15 protein-coding genes are annotated in these 23,243 nt (G+C 74.1%); 8 read left to right on the top strand and 7 right to left on the bottom strand.

Annotated features, from left to right (window positions below; translation table 11 throughout):
* Window positions 1–49 precede the first annotated feature (49 nt).
* On the top strand, window positions 50–1,039 hold the full coding sequence (locus tag V6V16_RS00400) for a 4-hydroxy-3-methylbut-2-enyl diphosphate reductase (RefSeq protein ID WP_334558398.1): 990 nt from the start codon (window positions 50–52) through the stop codon (window positions 1,037–1,039).
* Between the two features lie 41 nt (window positions 1,040–1,080).
* Complete coding sequence (locus V6V16_RS00405; RefSeq protein WP_334558399.1) at window positions 1,081–1,530, top strand: hypothetical protein; 450 nt, start codon at window positions 1,081–1,083, stop codon at window positions 1,528–1,530.
* Window positions 1,531–1,610: 80 nt separating this feature from the next.
* Here V6V16_RS00405 and V6V16_RS00410 read toward each other — a convergent pair whose 3' ends face one another.
* Window positions 1,611–4,880 (bottom strand): S8 family serine peptidase, encoded by a 3,270-nt coding sequence (locus V6V16_RS00410; RefSeq protein ID WP_334558401.1) that lies wholly within the window; start codon window positions 4,878–4,880, stop codon window positions 1,611–1,613.
* Window positions 4,881–5,041: 161 nt separating this feature from the next.
* A complete protein-coding gene (locus V6V16_RS00415) occupies window positions 5,042–6,220 on the bottom strand; it encodes a DNA recombination protein RmuC (RefSeq protein ID WP_334558403.1) in 1,179 nt (392 codons plus the stop codon).
* A 192-nt stretch (window positions 6,221–6,412) separates the two neighbouring features.
* On the opposite strand from V6V16_RS00415, the gene V6V16_RS00420 reads away from it, so the two are divergent.
* Window positions 6,413–7,576: a hypothetical protein gene (locus V6V16_RS00420; RefSeq protein ID WP_334558404.1), complete on the top strand. Its 1,164-nt coding sequence runs from the start codon at window positions 6,413–6,415 to the stop codon at window positions 7,574–7,576.
* Between the two features lie 151 nt (window positions 7,577–7,727).
* Entirely contained in the window at window positions 7,728–8,498 is a 771-nt protein-coding gene (locus V6V16_RS00425) for a hypothetical protein (protein ID WP_334558406.1), read from the top strand.
* A gap of 66 nt (window positions 8,499–8,564) precedes the next feature.
* Here the strand turns inward: V6V16_RS00425 and ppc are convergent, their stop codons facing one another.
* Complete coding sequence (gene ppc, locus V6V16_RS00430) at window positions 8,565–11,351, bottom strand: phosphoenolpyruvate carboxylase (RefSeq protein WP_334558408.1); 2,787 nt, start codon at window positions 11,349–11,351, stop codon at window positions 8,565–8,567.
* 129 nt (window positions 11,352–11,480) lie between these two features.
* On the bottom strand, window positions 11,481–12,536 hold the full coding sequence (locus V6V16_RS00435) for a hypothetical protein (RefSeq protein WP_334558409.1): 1,056 nt from the start codon (window positions 12,534–12,536) through the stop codon (window positions 11,481–11,483).
* A 219-nt stretch (window positions 12,537–12,755) separates the two neighbouring features.
* Here V6V16_RS00435 and V6V16_RS00440 point away from each other — a divergent pair, with 219 nt between their 5' ends.
* The gene (locus V6V16_RS00440; RefSeq protein ID WP_334558410.1) at window positions 12,756–13,793 is read left to right on the top strand and encodes a S66 family peptidase; all 1,038 of its coding nucleotides are present in this window, start codon (window positions 12,756–12,758) and stop codon (window positions 13,791–13,793) included.
* Window positions 13,794–13,947: 154 nt separating this feature from the next.
* Here V6V16_RS00440 and V6V16_RS00445 read toward each other — a convergent pair whose 3' ends face one another.
* The 3 genes from V6V16_RS00445 to V6V16_RS00455 all read right to left on the bottom strand — a co-directional run bounded on the left by V6V16_RS00445 (window position 13,948) and on the right by V6V16_RS00455 (window position 17,601).
* Window positions 13,948–14,769: an endonuclease domain-containing protein gene (locus tag V6V16_RS00445; RefSeq protein ID WP_334558411.1), complete on the bottom strand. Its 822-nt coding sequence runs from the start codon at window positions 14,767–14,769 to the stop codon at window positions 13,948–13,950.
* A gap of 378 nt (window positions 14,770–15,147) precedes the next feature.
* Entirely contained in the window at window positions 15,148–16,068 is a 921-nt protein-coding gene (locus tag V6V16_RS00450; protein WP_334558412.1) for a cyclase family protein, read from the bottom strand.
* A 633-nt stretch (window positions 16,069–16,701) separates the two neighbouring features.
* Window positions 16,702–17,601: a helix-turn-helix domain-containing protein gene (locus tag V6V16_RS00455; protein WP_334558413.1), complete on the bottom strand. Its 900-nt coding sequence runs from the start codon at window positions 17,599–17,601 to the stop codon at window positions 16,702–16,704.
* Between the two features lie 149 nt (window positions 17,602–17,750).
* On the opposite strand from V6V16_RS00455, the gene mfd reads away from it, so the two are divergent.
* The 3 genes from mfd (at window position 17,751) to V6V16_RS00470 (ending at window position 23,241) form a co-directional block, all read left to right on the top strand.
* A complete protein-coding gene (gene mfd, locus V6V16_RS00460) occupies window positions 17,751–21,392 on the top strand; it encodes a transcription-repair coupling factor (protein ID WP_334558414.1) in 3,642 nt (1,213 codons plus the stop codon).
* Window positions 21,393–21,496: 104 nt separating this feature from the next.
* Entirely contained in the window at window positions 21,497–22,267 is a 771-nt protein-coding gene (locus V6V16_RS00465; RefSeq protein WP_334558417.1) for a hypothetical protein, read from the top strand.
* A 2-nt stretch (window positions 22,268–22,269) separates the two neighbouring features.
* On the top strand, window positions 22,270–23,241 hold the full coding sequence (locus V6V16_RS00470; protein ID WP_334558418.1) for a nucleoside triphosphate pyrophosphohydrolase: 972 nt from the start codon (window positions 22,270–22,272) through the stop codon (window positions 23,239–23,241).
* Window positions 23,242–23,243: the final 2 nt, after the last annotated feature.

Raw genomic sequence — 23,243 nt, forward strand, 5'->3', positions numbered from 1 at the left:
TGGCGGTCGTGGCCCGTGTCGCCTTCACGGCGGCACGTACGATGGGTGGGTGACTCAGGCTGAAGCGACGTCCCGGACCGGCAAGCGCGTGCTCCTGGCCAAGCCGCGCGGCTACTGCGCGGGCGTGGACCGTGCGGTGCAGACCGTGGAGGAGGCGCTCAAGCTCTACGGCGCCCCGATCTACGTGCGCAAGCAGATCGTGCACAACAAGCACGTCGTGCAGACCCTGGAGGCACAGGGCGCGATCTTCGTGGAGGAGAACGAGGAGGTGCCGGAGGGGGCCACCGTCATCTTCTCCGCGCACGGGGTCGCCCCGGAGGTCTACGAGCAGGCCCGCGACCGCTCGCTGCGGGCGATCGACGCGACCTGCCCGCTGGTCACCAAGGTGCACCAGGAGGCGAAGCGGTTCGCCGCGGAGGACTACGACATCCTGCTGATCGGCCACGAGGGGCACGAGGAGGTCATCGGCACCTCCGGCGAGGCCCCCGAGCACATCCAGCTCGTGGACGGCCCGGAGGACGCGGACCGGATCACCGTCCGTGACCCGAACAAGGTCGTCTGGCTCTCCCAGACCACCCTCTCGGTCGACGAGACGCTGGAGACGGTGGCCCGGCTCAAGAAGCGGCTGCCGATGCTCCAGTCGCCGCCCAGCGACGACATCTGCTACGCCACCTCCAACCGGCAGCACGTGGTCAAGGAGATCGCGCCCGAGTGTGACGTGATGATCGTCGTCGGCTCGACCAACTCCTCCAACTCCGTACGCCTGGTCGAGGTCGCCCTGGACGCCGGGGCGCGCGCCGGGCACCTCGTCGACTTCGCCCACGAGATCGAGGACGCCTGGCTGGAGGGGGCGGGCACGGTCGGGCTGACCTCGGGCGCCAGCGTCCCCGACGAACTGGTCCAGGAGGTGCTCGCCCACCTCGCCGCGCGCGGCTTCACCGACGTCGACGAGGTGGTGACCGCCAACGAGCGGCTGACCTTCTCGCTGCCGCAGGAGCTGAAGCGGGACATGAAGGCCGCTGCGGCGGCCCGCGGCTGACCGACGGAACGACGCGCGCTCCGGCTGCGTCAGACCAGGGTATGAGGACCTTTCGGCTCGCCCTCTCCGCGCTGGCCGTCTGCGTGGCGCTGAGCGCCTGCGGCGGCCGGGACGGTGTCGGCGACACCCCCACCCCGACCCCGACGGGAGCCCAGCCGGTGACCAGCCCGCCCAGCCCGGATCCGAGCGTCCCGCCGACCCCCGGCGATCCCGTCGACCCGACCGGCCCCGCCCTGCCCCCGCCGACGAAGGGCTCCGGCGGACCGCCGACGAGCGCGCCACCGGCGGGCGGCACCACGCTGACCGGGACGATCACCTCCGGCGTGGAGCCCAACTGCCTGCTGCTCGACAACTACCTGCTGGTCGGCGGCCCGCGGCACCTGCTCAAGGCGGGCACCAAGGTGACGGTCACCGGTCGCGTCCAGCGGGACCTGCTCACCACCTGCCAGCAGGGCACGCCCTTCCTGGTCGAGACCGCCCGCCGCGGCTGATCCCGCCCGCGACGGGCCGAAACGGGCGGAGCCCGCCCCCGGGTGGGGGCGGGCTCCGGTGTTTCCGGTGCGGGGACGGGTCAGTTCACGGCGCCGATGGAGACGGCGCCGCGGCCGACGACCGCGCCCTCGGTGGTGACCACGGACAGCTCACCGTAGAGCGCCCGACCGGCCACCGGGGTGGACTGGGCGGTCACCGTGCCGGTGAGGGTGGCGGTGGCGCCGTGCGCCAGGTTGAGCGGGGTGGCGGGCGCCGAGAGGGTGCCCAGCGCCGCCGCGGAGAACGAGTCCTGGTAGTCGTAGGCGGTGCTGCCACCGGCCCCGTCCACCGCGTACCCCTCGACGACCACCCGGTAGGTGCCGGCCGCCGGGTTGGTGATGGTCACGGCCTCCTCCGAGTCGCCGTCAGCGGCCCGGCCGACCTCCGTGGCACCACGGAAGACGTAGAGGTCGAGGTCGGCGGCGGCGCTGGCCGGGTTGCCGATCCGGGCGGTGAAGCGGGTCGCGCCCGCCGGCACCTCCACGGTGTACTCCTGCGACGCGCCCTCGGCGATGGTGGGCCGCTCCGCGTGGACGCTGGAGAGCGGGCCGCCCTGGCCGGTCACCGCGACCGGGCCGAAGGTGTTGGTCAGCGACCAGGTCACCGGGGTCGCCGTGCCGGCGGTGACCGACGGCAGCTCGACCACGGCCGGCTCGACCGCGACACCCTGCACCCGCGCCGTGAGCTGGAACGGGTTGTTCAGCGACGGCGAGGTCCGACGGGACTCCACCTCGATCTCCCAGACCCCGGCGATCGGGTTCTGGTAGTCGCGCTCCTGCGGCTTGCAGGCGCTGGCGTCGGAGAAGTTGGTGTAGCAGGCCAGGCTGGAGGTGCTCTCCACCGGGACGCCGTACGGGTTGAAGGCGATGAACCGGGTCTGCGAACCGGTGGCGATGCCGGAGAGGTTCACCTGGAGGGCGCCCGTGCCCGGCGGCACCGTCACGAAGTACGACGTGAAGCTGTTCCGGTCGACCGAGCCCTCCGCCGAGAAGGAGAAGTTCGGCTTCTTCACGTCGTTCGAGGCGACGACGACGGTGGAGACCTCGAAGTCGATCACCGAGGTGGCCGGGTCGTCGATCGTCATGATCGCGCCGTGCGCGCCGGCGGCGGCGGGCTTGGCGGTGACCGTGACGGTGACGGTCCTGTTCAGCGGGAGCGAGACGGTCTTCGGCGCCTTGAAGGTGCCGTCGTTGCCGCGCAGACCCACGTTGTGCTTCAGGGTGCCGGCCGGCCCGCTGGTGCGGGTGAGCTTGACCTGGTAGCTCTTCGACTGGCCGATCCGCTGCCCGCCCTCGGCGGAGGCACAGCGGTTGTAGAGGCCGGTGCCCCGGTTCGGGGTGCCCAGCTGACCGGAGAGGACGGTGCAGACCGCCGCCTCGGAGGTGTAGGAACGCGTCTCCACGCCCTTGCGGAGCAGCTTCCACGCGCCCGGCACGTCGAACATGCCGTAGCCCTGGGCGTACGTCGGGACGTCCTGGATCGGCTTCGCCGACGAGTAGATCGCCCGGCGCAGCGCGGCCGGGGTGACGCCCTTGTCGGTCGCCTTGGCGGCCGACAGCAGCAGCGCGGCGGCGCCGGCGGCCTGCGGGGAGGCCATCGAGGTGCCGTTCAGCATCGCGTAGCCCGGGGGCAGCGGGTAGCCGGCCTCGGGGGCCGGGTTGCCGAGCTGCCAGGTCGGGGCGGTGGAGATGGCCGAGCCGGGCGCGGCGATGTTCGGCTTGACGCCGCCGTCCTCGCGCGGGCCGCGGGAGGAGAAGTTGAACAGCGCGTTCTTCTTCCGCACCACGGAACCGTAGTTGGCCAGCCAGGTGTCCTTGCTGATGCTCGCCGCGACGCTGACCACGTTGGCGGCCACGGACGGGTCGCCGATGGTGTTCAGGCCCGGGCCGGAGTTGCCGGCCGAGATGAACATCTGCACGCCGTAGGTGGTGATCAGGTTGTTGTAGAGCTCGGCGCGGGCGTTGTTGCCGTCGTTCAGCGCCGGCAGACCACCGATCGACATGTTGATGACGTCGACCTTGCGGTTGATCACCAGGTCGGCCATGCCGGTGGTGAGGGCGGCGTAGGTGCAGCCGCCACCCCACGAGCAGGCACGCGCGGAGACCAGCTTCGCGCCCGGCGCGGCGCCGTCGAAGGCGCCGTTGCCCAGCATGTCGTTGGCGGCGGTGATGCCGGCGACGTGGGTGCCGTGGGTGCTCTCGACGATGCCGATGTTGACGTAGTCCACCAGGCCGGGACCGCCGATGGAGGTCGTGTCCACGTCTTCGCGGTACTCGACCACGAACGGGATCCGCTCGGCGACGGGCGTCGCCGGGTTGTCGGTGCCGAAGTGGCCGACGTCGAACTTCTCCTTGTACGGCCGCATCACGGCGTCGTCGGTGAAGTTGTTGTTCTGGTTGGTGTCGACCCAGATGTTGTGGCTGGCCGGGTCGTAGAGGATGCCGAACGTGTCGGTCCGGTCCCCGTCGCGGTTGACGTCACCGGCCGGGTCGCTGGCGGCGGTGATCGACTCGGCGAACCGGTTGAACCGGTAGGTGCCGGCCGGGGCCGTCCAGGTCGCGCCGCCGGAGGTGAACGTCGGGCCGGTCACCTCGGTCAGCATCGGACGCCAGGTGGCGTCCTCGAACGGGTCCGTCGCGGTGACCCAGTCGACGATCTTGCGCTCGCCGGTGGTGGTCTTCTGGAGCGCCGGGTGACCGAGGTCCACGCCGGAGTCCATGATGCCGATGGTGACGCCGCGCCCGTCCCACTGGGGGTTCTTGGCGACGAAGTCGACCGCGCCGATCTCGTTCGTCGGCATGTAGGGGTTGTCGGCCGGGGTGTCGGCCCCGGGGCCGGGCAGGGTGGCGGCCTGCCGCGCCGCCTTCTTGCCGGAGGGGGCGACCTCGGGCGTCGGGTCGGGCAGCTGGATGGTCTCGTCCAGGTCCACGGCGGAGACGCCGGGCAGCGTGGCCGCCTTCACCACCTTGGAGGTGGGGACCTTGGCCAGGACGTAGCCGATGCTGTCGTACCGCTCGGTGACGGCGGCACCGAGCGCCTTGAGCTCGGCGGCGACGTCCTTCGCCTCGCCCTTCTCGGTGGCCACGATCAGCGTGACGGTGGGGGCCTTCTTCGCCTCCGCCTCGGCGAGCAGCTTGGCGTCGTGCGAGCCCAGGGCCTCCACGGGGGTGGCCTGGGACGCGTCGGGTGCGGCGGCGGGTGCGGCGCTCGCGGTGGCGACACCGCCCGCCACGGTCACGGCGCTGGCCGCCACGACCGACGCGAAGAGCGCGGCGGAAGTCCGCCGGCTCAGGTTTCGGGGTTTGCTCACGTTCTCTTTCCTCCAGAGAACAGGGCCCTCAGATGCAGGGCACGCGTGACCGAATCCTTCGCGCCTCCGCTGGTCACTGTCACTACCGACGAGTTCGTTGTGACCACTTCGTGATACGGGCCGATGTGGGTTGTCACATCGGCGACAGCAGGTATCGGTCGTCAGTCCAGTGTCGACCGGCCGGTCGGTGCCCCGGGGTCGGCGGTTGCGAGCAGTTCCGGTGCCTGCGGCTGACGCGGCGCCAGCTCGACCTGTGCCGGCGCGGCCAGCTCCTGGTCGGAGACGCCCAGCTCGGCGAGCTTGCGCGCGCTGACCAGCACGCGCGACTCCAGCGACCCGACGGCCCGGTTGTACGCCGTCACCGCGCCGCCGAGCGACGCGCCGAGCTTGCCGACGTGGTCGCCCAGGGTGGACAGCCGCCCGTAGAGCTCCCGGGCCAGCGAGTGCACCGCCACCGCGTTGCGCGCCAACGCCTCCTGACGCCACGAGTAGGCGACGGTACGCAGCAGCGCGACCAGGGTGGCCGGCGTCGCCAGCACCACGTCGCGGGCGAACGCGTGCTCCAGCAGCGTCGGGTCGCGCTGCAACGCGACGTCGAGGAACGGGTCGGCGGGCACGAACAGCACGACGAACTCCGGCGTGCTGTCGAACGCCGCCCAGTACGACTTCGCGGCCAACGCGTCCACGTGGGCGCGCAGGTGCTTGGCGTGCGCGTCGAGATGCGTGTCGCGGCCCCGCTCGTCGCGGGCCTCCATCGCCGTCAGGTACGCGTCGAAGGGCGCCTTCGCATCCACCACCACCGACCGGCCGCCGTGCAGCCGGACCACCAGGTCGGGACGGACTCCCTGGTGGTCGGTGGCGGCGGTGACCTGCTCGTCGAAGTCGCAGTGCTCCAGCATGCCCGCCGCCTCGACGATGCGGCGCAGCTGGTGCTCGCCCCAGCGGCCCCGCACCTGGGGCGCACGCAGCGCCGCCACCAGCTGCTTGGTCTCGGTGCGCAGCTCGCCCGAGACCGTGCTCATGGCGCGGACCTGCTCACGCAGTTCGGCGTACGCGTCGATCCGGTCGTGCTCCAGCTCGGCGACGCGCTGCTCGTAGCGGCGCAGGGCGTCGTGCAGCGGGGCGACGGCGCGGGCCACCGCCTCCTGGGACTGGGCGGTGGCCTCGTAGCTCAGCGCCCGCATGGACTGCTCAAGCCGCCCCTCTCCCTCCCGGGTGGCCCGCAGCGTCGCGTCCAGCCGCGCGATCTCGGTCGCGGAGCGGGTGCGGGCCGCGTACCAGCCCACCGCGCCCCCGGCGGCGAGGCAGACGATCACCACGGCCAGCGTCGAGAAGTCCACCCCCGGAGCTTGCCAGACGGGGGCGGAGCGCGCCCCCGCGGCGCGTCGGCCGGTCCGCGTCGCGCCGGCTATGTCGCTGATGGACGTTTCCGCCGATCGTGCCGAGCGGCGTCGTGACGCCCGGTCGTTCCGGGGCAGACAGGCCCCGGGTTCATGGCCCAGAGTGACGTCACAGCCTCGGAGGGAGACGACATGGGTGGCCGGCAGCGTTCCGCACGGATCCGGGCGGCCGTCGCGGCGGCGGCGACGGCGGTCCTCGTCGCCGGCCTCCCCGGGCCGGGCGTGGCGGCCGCCGCACCGCCGGGCGGCGTGCCCGGCTGGCGGGACCTCGGGACCCTGGGCGGCGCCTGGAGCGTCCCGGTGGGGCTCACCGACGCGGGGCTCGTGCTCGGCGACAGCCAGACCGCGGCCGGCCGGGTGCACGCGTTCGTGTGGCGAGCCGGGGTGCTGACCGACCTCGGCACGCTCGGCACGGACAGCCACGCCGCCGCCGTCAACGAGCGGGGCGTGGTGGTCGGCACCACCGTACTGGCCGACGGGCTGACCCGCCCGTTCCGCTGGCACGACGGTGTCCTGGCCGACCTCGCCTCGGTCCGCGGGCCGTCCTCCGCGGTCGGTGTCAACGAGCGGGGCGAGGTGATCGGCACCAGACACACCGACACCAGCGGCCAGTACGGCCAGGGATTCCGCTGGCGGGACGGGGTCAGCACCGACCTGCCCGGGCGGGGCGGCGACACCGTCCCGGTGGCGATCAACGACCGGGGTGACGTCGTCGGCTTCGCGAACAGCGCGGACGGGACCGTCACCGAGGCGGCGCTGTGGCGCGGCGGCACGCTGGTCCGGCTCGCCCCGCCCGGCAGCTCGGCGAGCATGGCGACCGGCGTCAACGACCGGGGCCAGGTGGTCGGCACCATGCGCGACGGCGCCGGGTGGCGCGCGTTCCTGTGGCACGACGGCGTCTTCACCGACCTCGGCACCCTCGGCGGCGCCGACAGCTACCCGGTGGGCGTCAACGGTCGTGGGCAGGTCGCCGGCAGCGCGCAGAACCCGACGGACATGCGCGCCGTGCGGTGGCACCGTGGCGTCGTCACCGACCTCGGCACCCTGGGCGGCTCGTACAGCCAGGCGACGGACATCAACGACGCGGGCACCGTGGTCGGCGAGGCGACGGCCGCCGACGGCACCAGACACGGCGTGCTCTGGGCCCGGGGCCGCAGCGTCGACCTCGGCCCGCTGGACATCGGCGTCTCCGGCGGCCGGGTGCAGCTCGTCAACGACCGGGGGCTCGTCGCCGGCCAGCTGGCGACCACCGGTGGCGACGTGCACGCGGTCGTGTGGCAGGTGGGGCGCCGGTAGCGTGCGGCAAGTGCCGGCCGTGTGACGTCCGGCACCCCGAAGGTGCCGACGGCCACCCGCTCGTCGGCGGGCAGGCGCGCGGGGTGTCCGTGCCCCGCACCGCCGGTCGGCGGCAAGCGTAGGACCCACCCGGCGTGGGTACGGTCGGAGCATGGAACTTCTGCTCGTGGCGGTCCTGGTCCTGCTGCTGGTGGGTGCCCTCGTCTGGTGGCGGCGGGAGCGCGCCGCCCGCGAGGCCCGGAGCCTGGCCGACGTGCGGGCCGACGCCCAGCGCTGGTACGAGCGCCTCGGCGGCCAGGTCATGAACCTGCACGGCGACGACCCGGCCGTGCGTCAGGCGCTGGTCGACGCCGGGGAGCGCTACAACGCCGCCGGCAGCCAGCTGGAGCAGGCACGGACCGTCGAGCAGTACCGCCTGGCGCGGGAGACCGCGCTGGAGGGGCTGACCTACGCGCGGGCGGCACGGGTGGCGCTCGGCATCGACCCCGGCCCCGAGCTGCCCCCGCTGGCGGCGGCGCAGGGCGCGGGGCAGCTCACCCGGGAGCGCCAGGTCGACGTGCAGGGGCAGACCTTCAGGGCCGGGCCGCAGCCCGGCCGGGACACCCCCTACTACTACCCGGGCGGGCGCTACCAGGGCCGGCCGGTGCCGGCGGGCTGGTACTCCACCCCGTGGTGGAAGACCGCGCTGGGCGCCGGCGCGGGCGTGCTCGGCGGTGTGCTGATCGCCGACGCGCTCTTCTCGCCCGGCTTCGCCGACCCGGGCTACGGCTACGACGCCGGCTACCAGGAGGGCTTCGGCGACGCCTCCGGCTACGGCGACCAGGGCGGCGAGGCCGGCGGAGAGCTCGGCGGCGGCGACGTCGGGGGCGGCGACTTCGGGGGCGACTTCGGGGGCGGGGATTTCGGGGGCGGGGACTGGTGACACCGCCGCCACCGGAAGGGCCCCTCGCCGGGCGGTAAGCGTCGGCGAGCGGCCCTTCCGTACTCCTCAGCCCGTGTTGCGCATGCCGGCGGCGATGCCGTTGACCGTGGTCAGCAGCGCCCGCTCCAGCGCGGTGCCGTCGCTCGGTGCCCGCCGGCCGCCCGGCGCGGTCGCCACCGCCCGGCCCGCCGCCCCGGACTCCCGGTACTGGCGCAGCAGGGCCACCTGGAGGTGGTGCAGCGGCTCCAGGTAGGTGTCGCGCACGGCCAGGGTGCGCTGGAGCACCGGGGAGTTCTCCAACAGGGCGGGGGAGGAGGTCACCGCCAGCACCTCCTGCTTGGTCAGCTCGTACTCCTGCTCGATCTGGTGGAAGATCGGGTGCAGCTTCCTGGGTACCAGCGTCTCGACGTAGCGGCGGGCGATGCTCAGGTCGGTCTTGGTGAGCATCATCTCCACGTTCGACAGGAACGTGCGGAAGAAGTGCCAGTTGCGGTGCATCTCGGCCAGCACGTCCTCCAGCCCCGCCTCCCGGGCGGCGGCCAGGCCGGAACCGACCCCGAACCAGCCGGGCACGATCTGCCGGGTCTGGGTCCAGCCGAACACCCACGGGATGGCCCGCAGCCCCGCGAGCCCGGCCCCCGTATTCGGCCGCTTCGCCGGGCGGGAGCCGATGTTCAGCGCGCCGAGTAGTTCCGTCGGCGTCGACGCCCAGAAGTACGCGGGCAGGTCCGGGTCCTCGACCAGCGACCGGTACGACCGGAAGGCCGAGTCGGAGACCAGCTCCATCGCGGCGTCCCAACGCTCCAGCAGCTCGGCGGGTTGCCGGGGCGCGGTGTGCAGCAGCGTGGCCTGGAGCACCGCGGCCAGGGTCAGCTCCAGGTTCTCCCGGGCCAGCGACGGCAGGGTGTACTTGTCGGAGATGACCTCGCCCTGCTCGGTGACCTTGATCGCGCCGTCCAGCGTGCCGTACGGCTGCGCCAGGATCGCCTCGTGCGTCGGCCCGCCGCCGCGCCCCACCGTGCCGCCGCGGCCGTGGAAGAGCCGCAGGTGTACGCCGTGCCGGGCGGCCACGTCGCGCAGGGCGCGTTGGGCCCGGTGGATCGACCACTGGCTGGTGGTGATGCCGGCCTCCTTGTTGGAGTCGGAGTAGCCCAGCATCACCTCCTGCACGTCGCCGCGCGCCGCCACCAGCGCCCGGTACGCGGGCAGCGAGAGCAGCTCGTCGAGGAGCTCCCCGCCCGAGTTCAGCTCGGCGGGGGTCTCCAGCAGCGGCACGAAGCCGATCCGGGAACGGCCGCTGTGCACGTCGACCAGGCCGGCCTCGCGCGCCAGCACCACCGCGGCGAGCACGTCGTCGACGCCGAGCGTCATCGAGACGATGTAGGACTCGATGACCTCGTTGCCGAACCGGTCCTGTGCCTCGCGGATGGTGCCGAAGACGTCGAACGTCTTGCGCGCGCCCTCGGTCAAGGGGGTGTCCAGGGTGGAGAGCGGCCGGCGGCCGGCCAGCTCGTCGGCGAGCAGCTTCGTCCGCTCCAGCCGGGTCAGCGACGGGTAGTCGGAGACCTCGCCGACGGCCGCGTAGAGCTGGGTGAGCACCACGTGGTGCGCCTCGGCGTGCTCCCGGACGTCCAGGGTCGCCAGGTGCAGCCCGAACGCGGAGACCGTACGGATGGTGGAGGCGAGCCGACCCACGGCGGTGAGTTGGCCCGAGTTGCGGGCCAGCGAGGCGCGCAGCAGCTCCAGGTCGGCGATCAGCTCGGCCGAGCCGCGGTAGTCCCGGCCGGGCACGTGCGCGGTGCCCTGGCGCAGCCGCTGCCGGGTGTTGGCCAGCTTGGCCTTCACGCAGCGGGCCTTGAGTCGGTAGGGCTCCTCGGCGTTGACCCGGCGGAACCGGGGCGCCACCTCGGGCAGCGCGTCCAGGTCGGCGGCGAGGCTGGCGGAGAGGTCGAGCGACACCCCGCGCAGCCGCCGGGAGACCGACACCTCGTTGATCAGGTGGTCCATCGCCTTCTCGGTGGCCGCGATGCCGTGCTCGTGCTGGATGGTCAGCACGTCGCGGGTCACCGTCGGGGTGACGAACGGGTTGCCGTCGCGGTCGCCGCCGATCCAGGTGCCGAAGGTGAGCGGCCGGGCGGTCGGGGAGGTCTCCACGCCGAGGGCGCGCAGCGTGTCGGCGAGGTCGTCGAGGACCTGCGGGGCGGCCTCGGCGTACAGGTCGCGCAGGTAGTAGATGGCGTTGCGCGCCTCGTCGGTCGGGTCCGGCCGGTCCAGCCGCAGCTCGTCGGTCTGCCACATCAGGTCGAGCAGCTCGGCGAGGCGGCGGTTGGCCGGGCCCTCGTCGCTGGCGCCGTAGAGGATCGCGTTGGCGGTCTCGGTGTCCAGCTCGTCGGCGATGGCGCGCAGCTTGGACAGGATCGACCGGCGGGCCGCCTCGGTCGGGTGGGCGGTGAAGACGGGCCGCACCGCCAGCCGTCGGGCCGCCGCGGCGATCTCCTCGGCCGGCACCCCGCGCTCGGCGATCATCTTGGCCGCCTGGTCTAGCCAGCCGCCCTGGACCGCCCGGCGACGGCGCAGCTCCCGGGCCCGGTGCACCTGTTCGGTGATGTTGGCCAGGTGGAAGTAGGTGGAGAAGGCGCGGGCCAGCTTGGTGCCGGTGGTGACGTCGAGGCCGGCGAGGCGCTGCGCGGCGGCGGGGGCGTCGGAACGGACCTGCGCGCGGATCTCCTCGACGAGGTCGAGCAGCGGCGGGCCCTCCTGGCGGGCGAGGGTCTGCCCCAGCAGCGTGCCGAGGCGGCGGATGTCGGCCCGTAGTGCGGCGTCGGGGCCGTCGTGGTCGTGCTGGTCGGTCACGATGCGCTCCTCACGAGAGTACGAAGGACAGCGCTGTCCGACTCCCTGGATGGTATCCGCGCGCCCCGGCGGTAAGGAGGGGGACCCTTGCGATCGCCCGCGGCAGGGACCGGCGCCCGTCCCGGCACGTCACCCGGCGGCGGGCCCGTTCGTGCTGGTGGCGGCGGGTGCGGTGCGCCGGGCGCCGCGCCTGCGGGCGTGGAACAGCGTGGCGCTGAGCACACCCGCCACGCCCAGGACCGTCCAGATGGTGAGCCCCGCCACCGGCCAGCCGGTCGACCGCCGGTCGAAGTAGACGACGGATTCGATCAGGTCGGTGACGAGCCCCGGCACGTTCCACCGGTGCATGCCGCGCAGCCAGGTGGGGAGGAACTCGGGGGCGTAGATGCCGCCGGAACTGGGGTTGCCGAGCACCACCAGCAGCAGCATCACCAGCCCGGTCCCGAACAGCCCCAGCCAGCCCTGCGCCGCCGAGGCGATCATCGCCGCCGCGAACACCGCCAGTGCCCCGGTCGCGCCGACGCCCAGCAGGTCGTGGTCCCAGACGTCCAGGGCGGGTCCCACCACGACGGCGCCGACGGCCCCGAGCACCAGGCTGTACGCGGCGAGCGCGGCGATCCGCAGGCCGGCGCGGCGGAGACCGCGCGGGGCGGTGCCGTTACCCAGGCCGAGGACGGTGGCGGCGAGGTACCCGCCCAGCACGTGCCCGACGGCCAGGTAGAACGGCACGAGCCCGCGCGGGTCGGTCGACGCCACCGGCACCTCGTCGGTGACCCGCAGCGGCATCTCCGCCTGCCGCGCGGCGGTGCCGAGCACCCGGACGACGACGTCGGTGGCGGCCGGGGCGGCGGCGCTGGCGGTGGTCAGCACGAATCCGCCCTCGGCGTTGGTGGTGAGCACCCCGTACACCTCACGGCCGAGCAGGCCGTCGTCGGCGGCGGCGGGGTCGCCGTAGTCGACCGCTTCCAGGGTGTCGGTCTGGTTCCGTACGGCATCGAGGAGGGCCTGCGCCTTCTGGTCGCCGCGCACGACCCCGACGGGGACGTCCCGGGGCGTGGGCCGGTGCAGCGCGCCGACGTAGGCGGCGATGAACGCGGTGGCGAGCACCAGGGTGCCGAGCAGCAGCGCGGCGGTGCGCGGCAGCCGGTCGCCCATCTCCCGCTCCACGCCGCTCTCCTGCTCCACGCCGCCAGCCTAGGGCGACCCTGCCCGGTACGTACCGTTTCTCGCCCGGCGTCCCCGCGTCCCTGCGTCCGCGCGGCGTCCCCGCGTCGCGGCCGTCCGGCGTCGTCGCGGCCGGGCGTTCCGGCGGTCCGACGTCGCGGTGGCCCGGCCGCCCGTCCGGCCGTCCGGCCTCCCGGCCGATGGGGTAAAACCGCTGGAGCCGGTCGGTAGCGTCCGGTCATGACGCCGAACTATCCCCCGAAACCCCGACCGGGAGACCGGGTCGCGGTCGTGTCGCCCTCCGCCGGCCTGCCCGCCCTCTTCCCCCACGTGTACGAGCTGGGACTGCGCCGGCTGCGCGAGGAGTTCGGCCTGGAGCCGGTCGAGTACCCGACCACCCGCGTCCTGGACGCCGACCCGCGGGACCGGGCACGGGACCTCACCGCCGCCTTCGCCGACCCGACGGTCACCGCCGTCCTCGCCACGGTGGGCGGGGACGACCTGATCACGGTCACCCCGCACCTGGACGACGCCGTACTGCGCGCCAACCCGAAGCCGTACTTCGGCTACTCCGACAACACCAACGTCCTGAACCACCTGTACCGGCTGGGCGTCGTGGCGTACCACGGCGGGTCGGTGCTGGTGCACCTCGGCCGGCCGGGCCGGCCGCACCCGCTGACCTTCGACTCCTTGCGCGCGGCCCTCTTCACCTCCGGCTGGTACGACCTGGCCCCCGCTCCGCAGTGGGGCGACCGCCCGGGCGACTGGCGCGACCCGGCGACGCTGGCCGACGAGCCCGAGATGCTCCCGGGCGAGGGCTGGCGTTGGCAGGGGCCGTCCCGGGTGGTCGAGGGACGCACCTGGGGCGGCAACCTGGAGATCCTGCACTGGCTGCTGGCGGCCGACCGGGTGCCCACCGCCCGGGAACTGGCCGGGTCGGTGCTGATGGTCGAGACCTCGGAGGAGCTTCCCTCGGCCACCGAGGTCTTCCGGATCCTGCGCAACATGGGGGAGCGGGGGCTGCTGGCCGGCTTCCCGGCGGTCCTCGTCGGCCGGGCGAAGGCCTGGGACTTCGAGCGGCCGCACACCCCCGTCGAGCGGCGCGACTGGGCCGACGCGCAGCGCGACGCGGTCACCCGGGCGCTCGCCGCCTACCGCCCCGACGCGGTGGTGGTCTTCGACGTCGACCTCGGCCACACCGACCCGCAGCTGATCGTCCCGTACGGCGGCGAGGTCCGGGTCGACGCCGTCGCCCGCCGCGTCTCGGTGCGCTACTGACCGCCGCCTCCCACCTCGCCTGCCTCGCTCGCGCGAGCGCCCGTGGCCTCCCGGCGGCGACACCGCGCGAGCGACCCGGTGATCAGGACGTCATGGACGTTACCCGGCCGTTTTAGCGTTCATGGCGTCCTGATCACCGGAGGTTGGGCCGTGGTCAGTTGCGGCGTTCGTCGATCGCGTCGGTGACCAGGCGGACAATCCGAGCGGGGTGTCGCAGTATGTCGTCCGCCGTGAAGCGCAGCACCAGCCAGCCCGCCGCGCGTAGTGCGTTGAGCCGGGCCACGTCGCGCTGGAAGTGGCTGCGCTCCCGGTGGTGATCTCCCTCGTACTCGATGGCGATCCGCCACCGGGGGTAGGCGAGGTCGACGCGGCCGAGGAAGACGCGTCCTCGCTGCGCGTGGGAGCCATACACGTCATGCTGCGCGGTCAGGGCTGGCAGACCGGCGTCGTGCAGGACGAGCCGGACCCGGGTCTCCATCGGGGACTCGGTCAGCGGCTCCGCCAGTGTGAGCACCTCGCGCAGTTGGGCGGTGCCGGGCCAGCCGCTGTGCGTGTCCAGGTAGCCGCCCAACGCGGCGAGCTTGAGCACCCGCCGATGCAGCAGCGCATCCACGGCGACCAGCGCGTCTGCCCGAGGCAACTGCCGTCCGAGGTCGAAGGCCGTACGGACGCCGGTGGTCACCGGCAGGCCGGCTAACCGGGTGATCTCCTGGGCGGCGAGCGACCGTTGGTCGACCGACACACGTTCGGTGGAGCGACGGCGGGCCGCACCCGGCAGCGTGACGAAGACCGGGCTCGCGCGCGGGAGGAGGTCCACGCCCCACAGAAATGCCGCGCTGAGACCGCTGATGGCGGCCCCCGCCGGCAGGGTCAGGGCAACGGCGTCGCACCACATCCGGTGGTCGTCCTCACGATAACCGTCGAGGTGGACGTAGACGTCGGGCAGCAGCCGGCGCCAGGACGGCCCACGAAGCATCCGCCACGTGACCAGGCCAGCGGCGACGGCACGACTGCCGGAGAACGGGAGGAATGCCAAACCTCTGGGAATGCGTGGCGCCCGTGGCATACAGACAGCCTGCCGCTACGGCCGGTAACGCGCTGCCCCGAAGTCGGCGCCACCTCCCCGCGGTCCCGGCGCGTGCGGGTGGCGGCTCCGGCGGTAGCGACGCCTTGCGGCAGCGGCGGGGTACGGGTCGCGGCCATGCCATCTCCGTGTCGCCAGCCGGAGCACCGGCCAGCGCCCGACGGCCAGCGCCGGTCGGTCAGCCCCGACGACCTGGCGTCTGGTACCCCTGGCGTCGGGTGGCATGGAAGCCTGCTGACCTGGCGCCCGCTGGCTTGGCGGCGGCGCCCATCAGGCGGCGTCGAGCACGGCGAACGCCCGGACGGGGAAGGTGCCCATGCCGGCCACCTTCGGCGGGGCGGCGGTGAACCGGAAGCCGGTCGGCGGCAGCGCGTCCAGCCCGGTCAGGTGCTCCACGATCGGGACGCCGGCGGCCAGCAGGGTGCTGTGCGCGGGGCGCTCGCCGGCCGCCGCCGGACTCATGTCGTCGATGTTGATCGAGTCGATGCCGACCAGGGCGGCGCCCGCGTCGACCAGTGCCCGGGCGCCGTCCCCGGTGAGGTAGGGCGCCTCCGGCGACGCGTACCGGTCGCTGTTGAAGTGCGCCGACCAACCGGTGTGCAGCAGCACCGCGCACCCGGCGACGTCGTACGGCGCCAGCAGCAGCCGGTCCACCGCGCGGGTGCCGGCCGGCACCCGGACCACGACGCCCGGCAGGTCGGCGAGGCGCTCCAGCGGGGTACCGGCGAGGTCGGCACCCTCGGCGTAGCGGTGGGCGGGCGTGTCCACGTACGTGCCGGTGTTGGCGATCATGTCGATGCGCGCCACCTGGAACTCGGTGCCCGAGGCGTAGTTGGCCCGGGACGCCTCGCGGGTCAGCCACTCGGTGATCCGCGGCGCCGGCCAGCCCGGCAGGGTGGTCATTCCGTCGACGACCACGTGGCTCAGCTCCACCAACCGGCGCCGGGTCGTGCCGTCCGGGCCGCCGGCCACGCCCCGGCCGCCCTTGTGCGGCTCCTCGACGATCGTCTTGCCGGTGATCCTGACCTCGGCCACCATCAGCAGCCCGAGGTGCCGGACGAGGAGCGCCGCCAGCTCGTCGTCGTCGATGTCGCGGCCGGGGATGTCCAGCCGGAACCCGTCCGTCCGCAACCCGCCGCCGTTGGCGAAGGTGACCTCCGCGTCGAACTGTGCCCGCCACTGGTTGCCCATGCGCGCAGCCGATCACGGCCGGCCGTCCCCGTCAAGATCCTTCCCGGCCGCCCCGACCCGTACCCGCCGCTGGCCGACCTCGTGGACCGTGCCGTGTCCGCCATCCCCCGGCCGGGCGGTGTCCGCGTCTCCGCCGGGCCGTGTCCGCCTCGCCGCGCCGCGCCGTGCCCGCGATCACGTGGCTCGGCCGTGCCCGCGACCCCTCACCGGGCCGTGCCCGCCGCCCCCGGCCGGGCGCTGCCCCCGGCCGGGCGCCGCGCCCGCCGGCGGTGCCCTACAGGGATGTACGGCGCCGCCGGCGGGTGGCGACGGCAGGTCACGTCGCCGGGGCCGCAGCCGGGACGGAGCTGCGGGCCTCCCCGAACAGGTCCGCGCACCCCGGCCGCCGCTTCGGCGGCTCGATCCCGGCTGGCAGGTTCCATCCTCGGTCGCCGGGCGGCCCGCGTCTTGAACATCGATGCTCGATTGGCCGCCGGAGCGCGAGGTGTGGCCGACGCCGACGCGGCCAGCGTCGATCAGCCGTTCGGCGCCGGTCTGAGCGGGGTGGCGGGCGTGGTCCAGGGTCGGCACCATGGCTGGCTTCCTGCCGTGGCCCTCTGGCCGACCCCGTCGGGCTGGTCCGGTGCGGGTGGTTCAGTCCGCCCGGCCGTGGGTGAGCAGCCGGCGCAGGCGGGCCGGCGGGTGGCCGACGTGCTCCCGGAGCACACGGGTGAGGTGCGCCTGGTCGGCGAAGCCGTGCTCCGCCGCCACGACGCGCAACGGCCGCCCGTCCGCCTCGGCGAGGGTGTCCAGCACTGCCTGGACCCGTAGCCGGTTGCGGTAGGCGGTGAGGCTGCTGCCGGTGACCCGCTGGAACACCCGGCTCAGGTGGTGTGGTGAGGCGCCCACCTCCCGCGCCACCTGGTCGAGCGTGAGGGAGAAGTCGCGGGCCATGAGCACCTCCCGGGCCCGGTCGGCGAGGCGACGGTGGGCGGCCGCGGTGGCGGGGCGTCGGCCGACGACGTGTCCCAGGTCCGCCTCCGGCGGCTCGGCCCGGGCGTTGACGAAGCCGAGCACCCTGCCGAGGAAGCGGTGCAGCCGCTCCGCCATCTCGAACGGGTCCAGCCCTCGCCGGAACTCCGTGACGAGCATCCGGTGTGCCAGGTCGAGTGGCGCGTCCGAGGTGCCGTCCCAGCCGGTGGTCGCCAGCCAGCGCGCTGCGTCCCGGTGTTCGGCGAGGACCGTCGGCTCGATCTCCAGGGACGTGAACGTGTCGCGACCAAGCGGGTGGGACACCTGCATCTCGTCGCCCGGCCGGGTGAGCAGCAGCGAGGTGGCGTCCGAGAACGTCGTACGACCGTTGATGCGCCGTCGGTAGGCGCCCGACCAACCGAGATCGACCCTGTAACGCAGCAGGACCGTCGGCGCCGTCCAGCCGCGGCTCTCGACGCCGCAGCGCACCGTGGAGATCGAGATCCCCGCCGGGTGGCCCAGCACCCGCTGGCGGCAGGATCCGGTCGTCCGGCGTGGGTCGCTGCCGACTTCCCCGGGCATCAGTCCTCCCCCTCGGTCGACCGTCGCGGATCGTCGCCGATACAACGTACGCGGGGGTGTCTCGTCGGGCCGGAGAGATAGTGTCGACCAGGACCCCCCGCCCGACCGGGCGAGGGGTGATCGTCGTGTCGTCCGCTGGAAGTGATCACATGCTCACCGGTCTGTTCTCCGCCGCCCTGGCCGACCCCGGGCTGGCCCGGGCACGTGACCTGGCGCGCTCCGGTGCCGCGCAGGTCGACGGCCTCGACATCACCGCGCCGGCCGCGCTGCGCCCGTTCGCGGTCGCCGCGGTCGCGGCCGACCGGGCCGGCGACGGCGGGGGCGCCGGCCGTCCGGTGCTCGCCGTGACGGCCACCACGAGGGAGGCCGACGACCTGGCCGCGGCGCTGGGCAGCCTGCTCCCGCCCGAGCAGGTGACGGTCTTCCCGTCCTGGGAGACGCTGCCGCACGAGCGCCTGTCGCCCCGCTCCGACACCGTGGGCCGGCGGCTCGCCGTGCTGCGCCGGCTGGCGCATCCGGGGTCGGCCGACGCGCACGGGCGCACCGGCCCCCTGCGGGTGGTCGTGGCACCCGTCCGGTCGGTGCTGCAACCGCAGCTCAAGGGCCTCGGCGACCTGGAGCCGGTGCAGCTCGCCGCCCGGCAGGAGGCCGACCTGGAGGAGGTCGCCCGCCGGCTGACCGACATGGCGTACGCGCGGGTCGACCTGGTCACCAAGCGGGGCGAGTTCGCCGTGCGCGGCGGCATCCTGGACGTCTTCCCGCCCACCGACGAGCACCCGTCCCGGGTCGAGTTCTGGGGCGACGAGGTGGAGGAGATCCGCACCTTCGCCGTCGCCGACCAGCGCACCATCGAGCAGGTCCCCGGGCTCTGGGCGCCGCCGTGCCGGGAGCTGCTGCTCACCCCGTCGGTGCGCCGGCGGGCCGCCGCCCTCGCCGGGGAGCACCCGGAGCTGGCCGAGATCCTCGACAAGCTGGCCGAGGGCATCCCGGTGGAGGGGATGGAGTCGCTCGCCCCGGCGCTGATCGGCGCCGACTCGATGGAGCTGCTGCTGGACGCCATGCCGGCCGGCACACACGTGCTGCTCTGCGACCCGGAGCGGATCCGCACCCGGGCGCACGACCTGGTGCGTACCTCGGACGAGTTCCTCCAGGCGAGCTGGGCCGCCGCGGCCGTCGGCGGCCAGGCCCCGGTCGACCTCGGCGCCGCCGCCTTCCGCACCCTGGGCGACGTCCGCGCCGCCGCCGCGAAGCTGCGCCAGCCCTGGTGGACGCTGTCGCCGTTCGGGCTGGCGGAGGCGGAGGCCGCCCCGGCGCGGCAGCCCTGGGAGGACGCGCCGGAGGCGGCCGACGTCACCCCCGACGACGCGATCGCGGTGACCCTGGCCGCCCAGCCGGCCCCGCTCTACCACGGCGAGACCGCCCGGGTGGTCGACGACCTGAAGCGCTGGGTCGGCGAGGGCTGGTCGGTCGCGCTGGTCTTCGAGGGGCACGGTCCCGCCCAGCGGGCCGTCGAGGTGCTCCGCGACGCCGGCCTCGGCGCGCGGCTGACCGAGGAGGTCCCGACCGCGCCCGGCTCCGGCGAGGTGCTGGTCACCTGCGGCGGCCTGACCGGCGGGTTCGTCGACGAGGCGTCCCGTTTCGCGCTGCTCACCGGCAACGACGTCACCGGCGGGCGGGGCACCTCCACCCGCGACATGCGCAGGATGCCCAGCCGGCGGCGCAACACCATCGACCCGCTGGAGCTGAAGGCCGGCGACCACGTCGTGCACGAGCAGCACGGCATCGGCCGCTACGTCGAGCTGGTGCAGCGCACCGTCAACGGCGCCTCCCGGGAGTACCTGGTCATCGAGTACGCCGCGAGCAAGCGCGGCCAGCCCGGCGACCGGCTCTTCGTCCCCACCGACCAGCTCGACCAGCTCTCCCGCTACGTCGGCGGCGAGCAGCCCACCCTGCACAAGATGGGCGGCTCGGACTGGCAGAAGTCCAAGGCCCGGGCCCGCAAGGCGGTCCGCGAGATCGCCGCGCAGCTCATCCAGCTCTACGCCGCCCGCAAGGCGTCGAAGGGGCACAACTTCGGCCCTGACACGCCGTGGCAGCGGGAGCTGGAGGACGCCTTCCCGTGGCAGGAGACGCCGGACCAGCTCGCCGCCATCGAGGAGGTCAAGCGGGACATGGAGCAGACCGTCCCGATGGACCGGCTGATCTGTGGCGACGTCGGCTACGGCAAGACCGAGATCGCGGTCCGGGCGGCGTTCAAGGCGGTGCAGGACGGCAAGCAGGTCGCGGTGCTGGTCCCCACCACGCTGCTGGTGCAGCAGCACTACAACACGTTCGCCGAGCGGATGAGCCAGTTCCCGGTGACCATCAAGCAGCTCTCCCGCTTCCAGACGCCGAAGGAGGCCGAGCGGACCCTGGAGATGGCCGCCGAGGGCACCGCCGACATCGTCATCGGCACCCACCGGCTGCTCCAGGCGGCGACCCGGTTCAAGTCGCTCGGCCTGGTCATCGTCGACGAGGAGCAGCGCTTCGGCGTCGAGCACAAGGAGCACCTCAAGACGATGCGCGCCTCGGTCGACGTGCTGAGCATGTCGGCCACCCCGATCCCGCGCACCCTGGAGATGGCGATCACCGGCATCCGGGAGATGTCCACCATCGCCACCCCGCCCGAGGAGCGGCACCCTGTGCTCACCTTCGTCGGCGCGCACGACGACCGGCAGGTGGCCGCCTCCATCCACCGCGAGCTGCTCCGCGACGGGCAGGTCTTCTACCTGCACAACCGGGTCGAGTCGATCGACCGGACGGCCCGCAAGCTCCGCGAGCTGGTGCCCGAGGCGCGGGTCGCGGTGGCGCACGGCCAGATGGGCGAGGAGGCCCTGGAGAAGGTCATGGTCGGCTTCTGGGAGAAGGAGTTCGACGTACTGGTCTGCACCACGATCGTGGAGTCCGGCATCGACATCCCGAACGCCAACACGCTGATCGTGGAGCGGGCCGACCTGCTCGGCCTGGCCCAGCTGCACCAGATCCGCGGCCGCGTCGGCCGGGGCCGGGAGCGGGCGTACGCGTACTTCCTCTACCCGCCGGAGAAGCCGCTCACCGAGCACGCCCACGAGCGGCTGGCCACCATCGCCCAGCACACCGAGCTGGGCGCGGGCATGTACGTGGCGATGAAGGACCTGGAGATCCGGGGCGCCGGCAACCTGCTCGGCGGCGAGCAGTCCGGGCACATCGAGGGCGTCGGCTTCGACCTGTACGTGCGGATGGTCGGCGAGGCGGTCTCCGCGTTCAAGGGCGAGCGGCCCGAGGAGGAGACCGAGGTCAAGGTCGACCTGCCGGTCGACGCGCACCTGCCGCACGACTACGTCGGCGTGGAACGGCTGCGCCTGGAGATGTACCGCAAGCTCGCCGAGGCCCGCGACGAGGAGCGGCTGCGCGAGGTGGTCGCCGAGATGACCGACCGCTACGGCGAGCCGCCGGCCCCGGTGCAGAACCTGGTCGCGGTGGCCCGGTTCCGCCTGCGGGCCCGCCGCTACGGCCTGACCGACGTCTCCATGCAGGGCAAGCACATCCGGTTCGGCCCGCTGCCGCTGCCCGACTCGAAGCAGCTGCGGCTCAAGCGCTACCACCCGGACTCGGTCTACAAGCAGGCGCTCGACCAGGTCAGCGTGCCCCGGCCGAGCACCCGGCGGATGGGCGGCGAGCCGCTGCGCGACCAGGCACTGCTGGAGTGGTGCGCGCAGCTCCTCTCCGACGTCCTGGGCGAACCGGCGGTGGCGGGGGCCTCCGCGAGGTGAGCGCCGGGCGGCGAATGCGCGGCGGGGCGGACCCCGTGGCGCGGGGACGGGAGAGCGGTGGGCGGCGTCGCCCTGGCCCGGGGCGGCATGAGAGAGTGACCGTCATGCGTGCTCGCCGTCTTGTCGCCGTCGCCAGCGTGGCGCTCGGCCTCGTCGCCCTCTCCGGTTGCCGTGCCGAGCCCGGTGTCGCCGCCTACGTCGGCGACCTGCGGATCACCGAGGATGCCGTCACCGGGGTCGTCGACGACCTGCGGGCGAAGAACCCGACGCCGACCGGGCAGCCGGAGGCGCCCGACGGGCGGCCTCCCGCACCGGCGCCGCAGCTCCCCGGCCGCGGCCAGGTCGTCAGCGTGCTGGTGCTGGCCGAGGTCTGCGAGCGGGTCTCCGCCGAGAAGAACTACCAGCCGCGCGGGCAGGTGGCGCCGGAGCAGCTCGCCCAGCAGTTCGGCCTGTCACCCGACAGCGGCTACGTGCGTCAGGTCGCCGCGCTCTACACCTGCCTCTCGGGGATGCCGACCGGGGCGCCGGCCCAGCCGACCGCGCAGGAGCTGGCGGACGTGGTGGCGGCCGGCCGCAAGGCGGGTGCCATCCCGGCCGACGTGACCGACGAGGCGGCCGCCGGCCAGCTCGACGGCGAGCAGTTGCGCGCCGCGCTGGCCACCCGCAAGTCGCTGGCCGAGGTGGTCGCCGCGTACGACGTGACGGTCAACCCCCGCTACCGGCCGCTGGAGTTCCCGGTGCTGAGCTTCTCCGGCGACGCGCCGGCGGTGAGCGTGCCCTTGGGCGAGGCCGGCTCCGACGCGGTCACCGACGTCTCCACCCCCGACCCGCTGCCCACCGCCCCGCCCCAGGCCGCCGGCGGGACCGACAGCTGAGCATGCCGGCCCGGATCGTCCTGCTCGTCACCTCGCCCCGGCTGCCGGCAGGGTTGCTGACCGCCGCCGCCTGGGACGTCGTACGCCGGCATCCGGTGCTGGCCGGGGCGGAGAGCGAGCTGACGACCGCGCTCCGCGTCGCGGGCGCCGAGGTCACGGTGGTCGACGGCCGGGCGACGGAGGCGCTGCTCGACGGCGCGGCCCGGCACGGCGCCGTGGTGTGGCTGGCCGGCCCGGCGGGCGACGAGTCGCTGGCCCGGGAGCTGGGGCTGCGGCTGGCCCGCGAGCCCGGCCTGGCCGAGCTGGAGCTGATGTACGGCTCCTGGGACCCGCCGGGCGCCCGGCTGCTCGACGCGGTGGCGGTGATGGACCGGCTGGCCTCGCCGGGCGGCGATCCGTGGAAGCGGGCGCAGACCCACCGCAGCCTGGCCGGCTTCCTGATCGAGGAGTGCTACGAGGCGTACGACGCGATCAGCGCCGGGGACACCGACGCGCTGCGCGAGGAGCTGGGCGACGTGCTGCTCCAGGTGGTGCTGCACGCCCGCCTCGCGGAGGAGCTGCCCGAGGGGGAGCGGTGGAGCGTCGACGACGTGGCCGCCGGGCTGGTCGACAAGATGGTCCGGCGCAATCCGCACGTCTTCGCCGACGCCGAGGCGGGCACGCTGGAGGAGATCGAGGCCAGCTGGGAGAGGATCAAGCGGGCCGAGAAGGCGCGTGACTCGGTGCTGGACGGCATCGCGCTGAGCCAGCCCGCCCTCGCCCTGGCCGCCAAGATCCTGGAACGCGCCGGGCGGGTCGGCCTCGCCGTACCGCCGCCGCTCGTCGGATCCGAGGCGGACCCGGAGGCGAGGCTCGGCTCAGGCCTGCTCGCCACGGTCGCGGCGGCCCGCGAGGCGGACCTGGATCCGGAGGCGGCCCTGCGCCGCGCCGCCCTGGCCTACGCGGACGCGGTCCGCGCCGCCGAGAAGGCCTGAGC

Origin of the sequence: Micromonospora sp. CPCC 205561, from assembly GCF_036906775.1 — a bacterium.
Lineage (GTDB): Bacteria > Actinomycetota > Actinomycetes > Mycobacteriales > Micromonosporaceae > Micromonospora.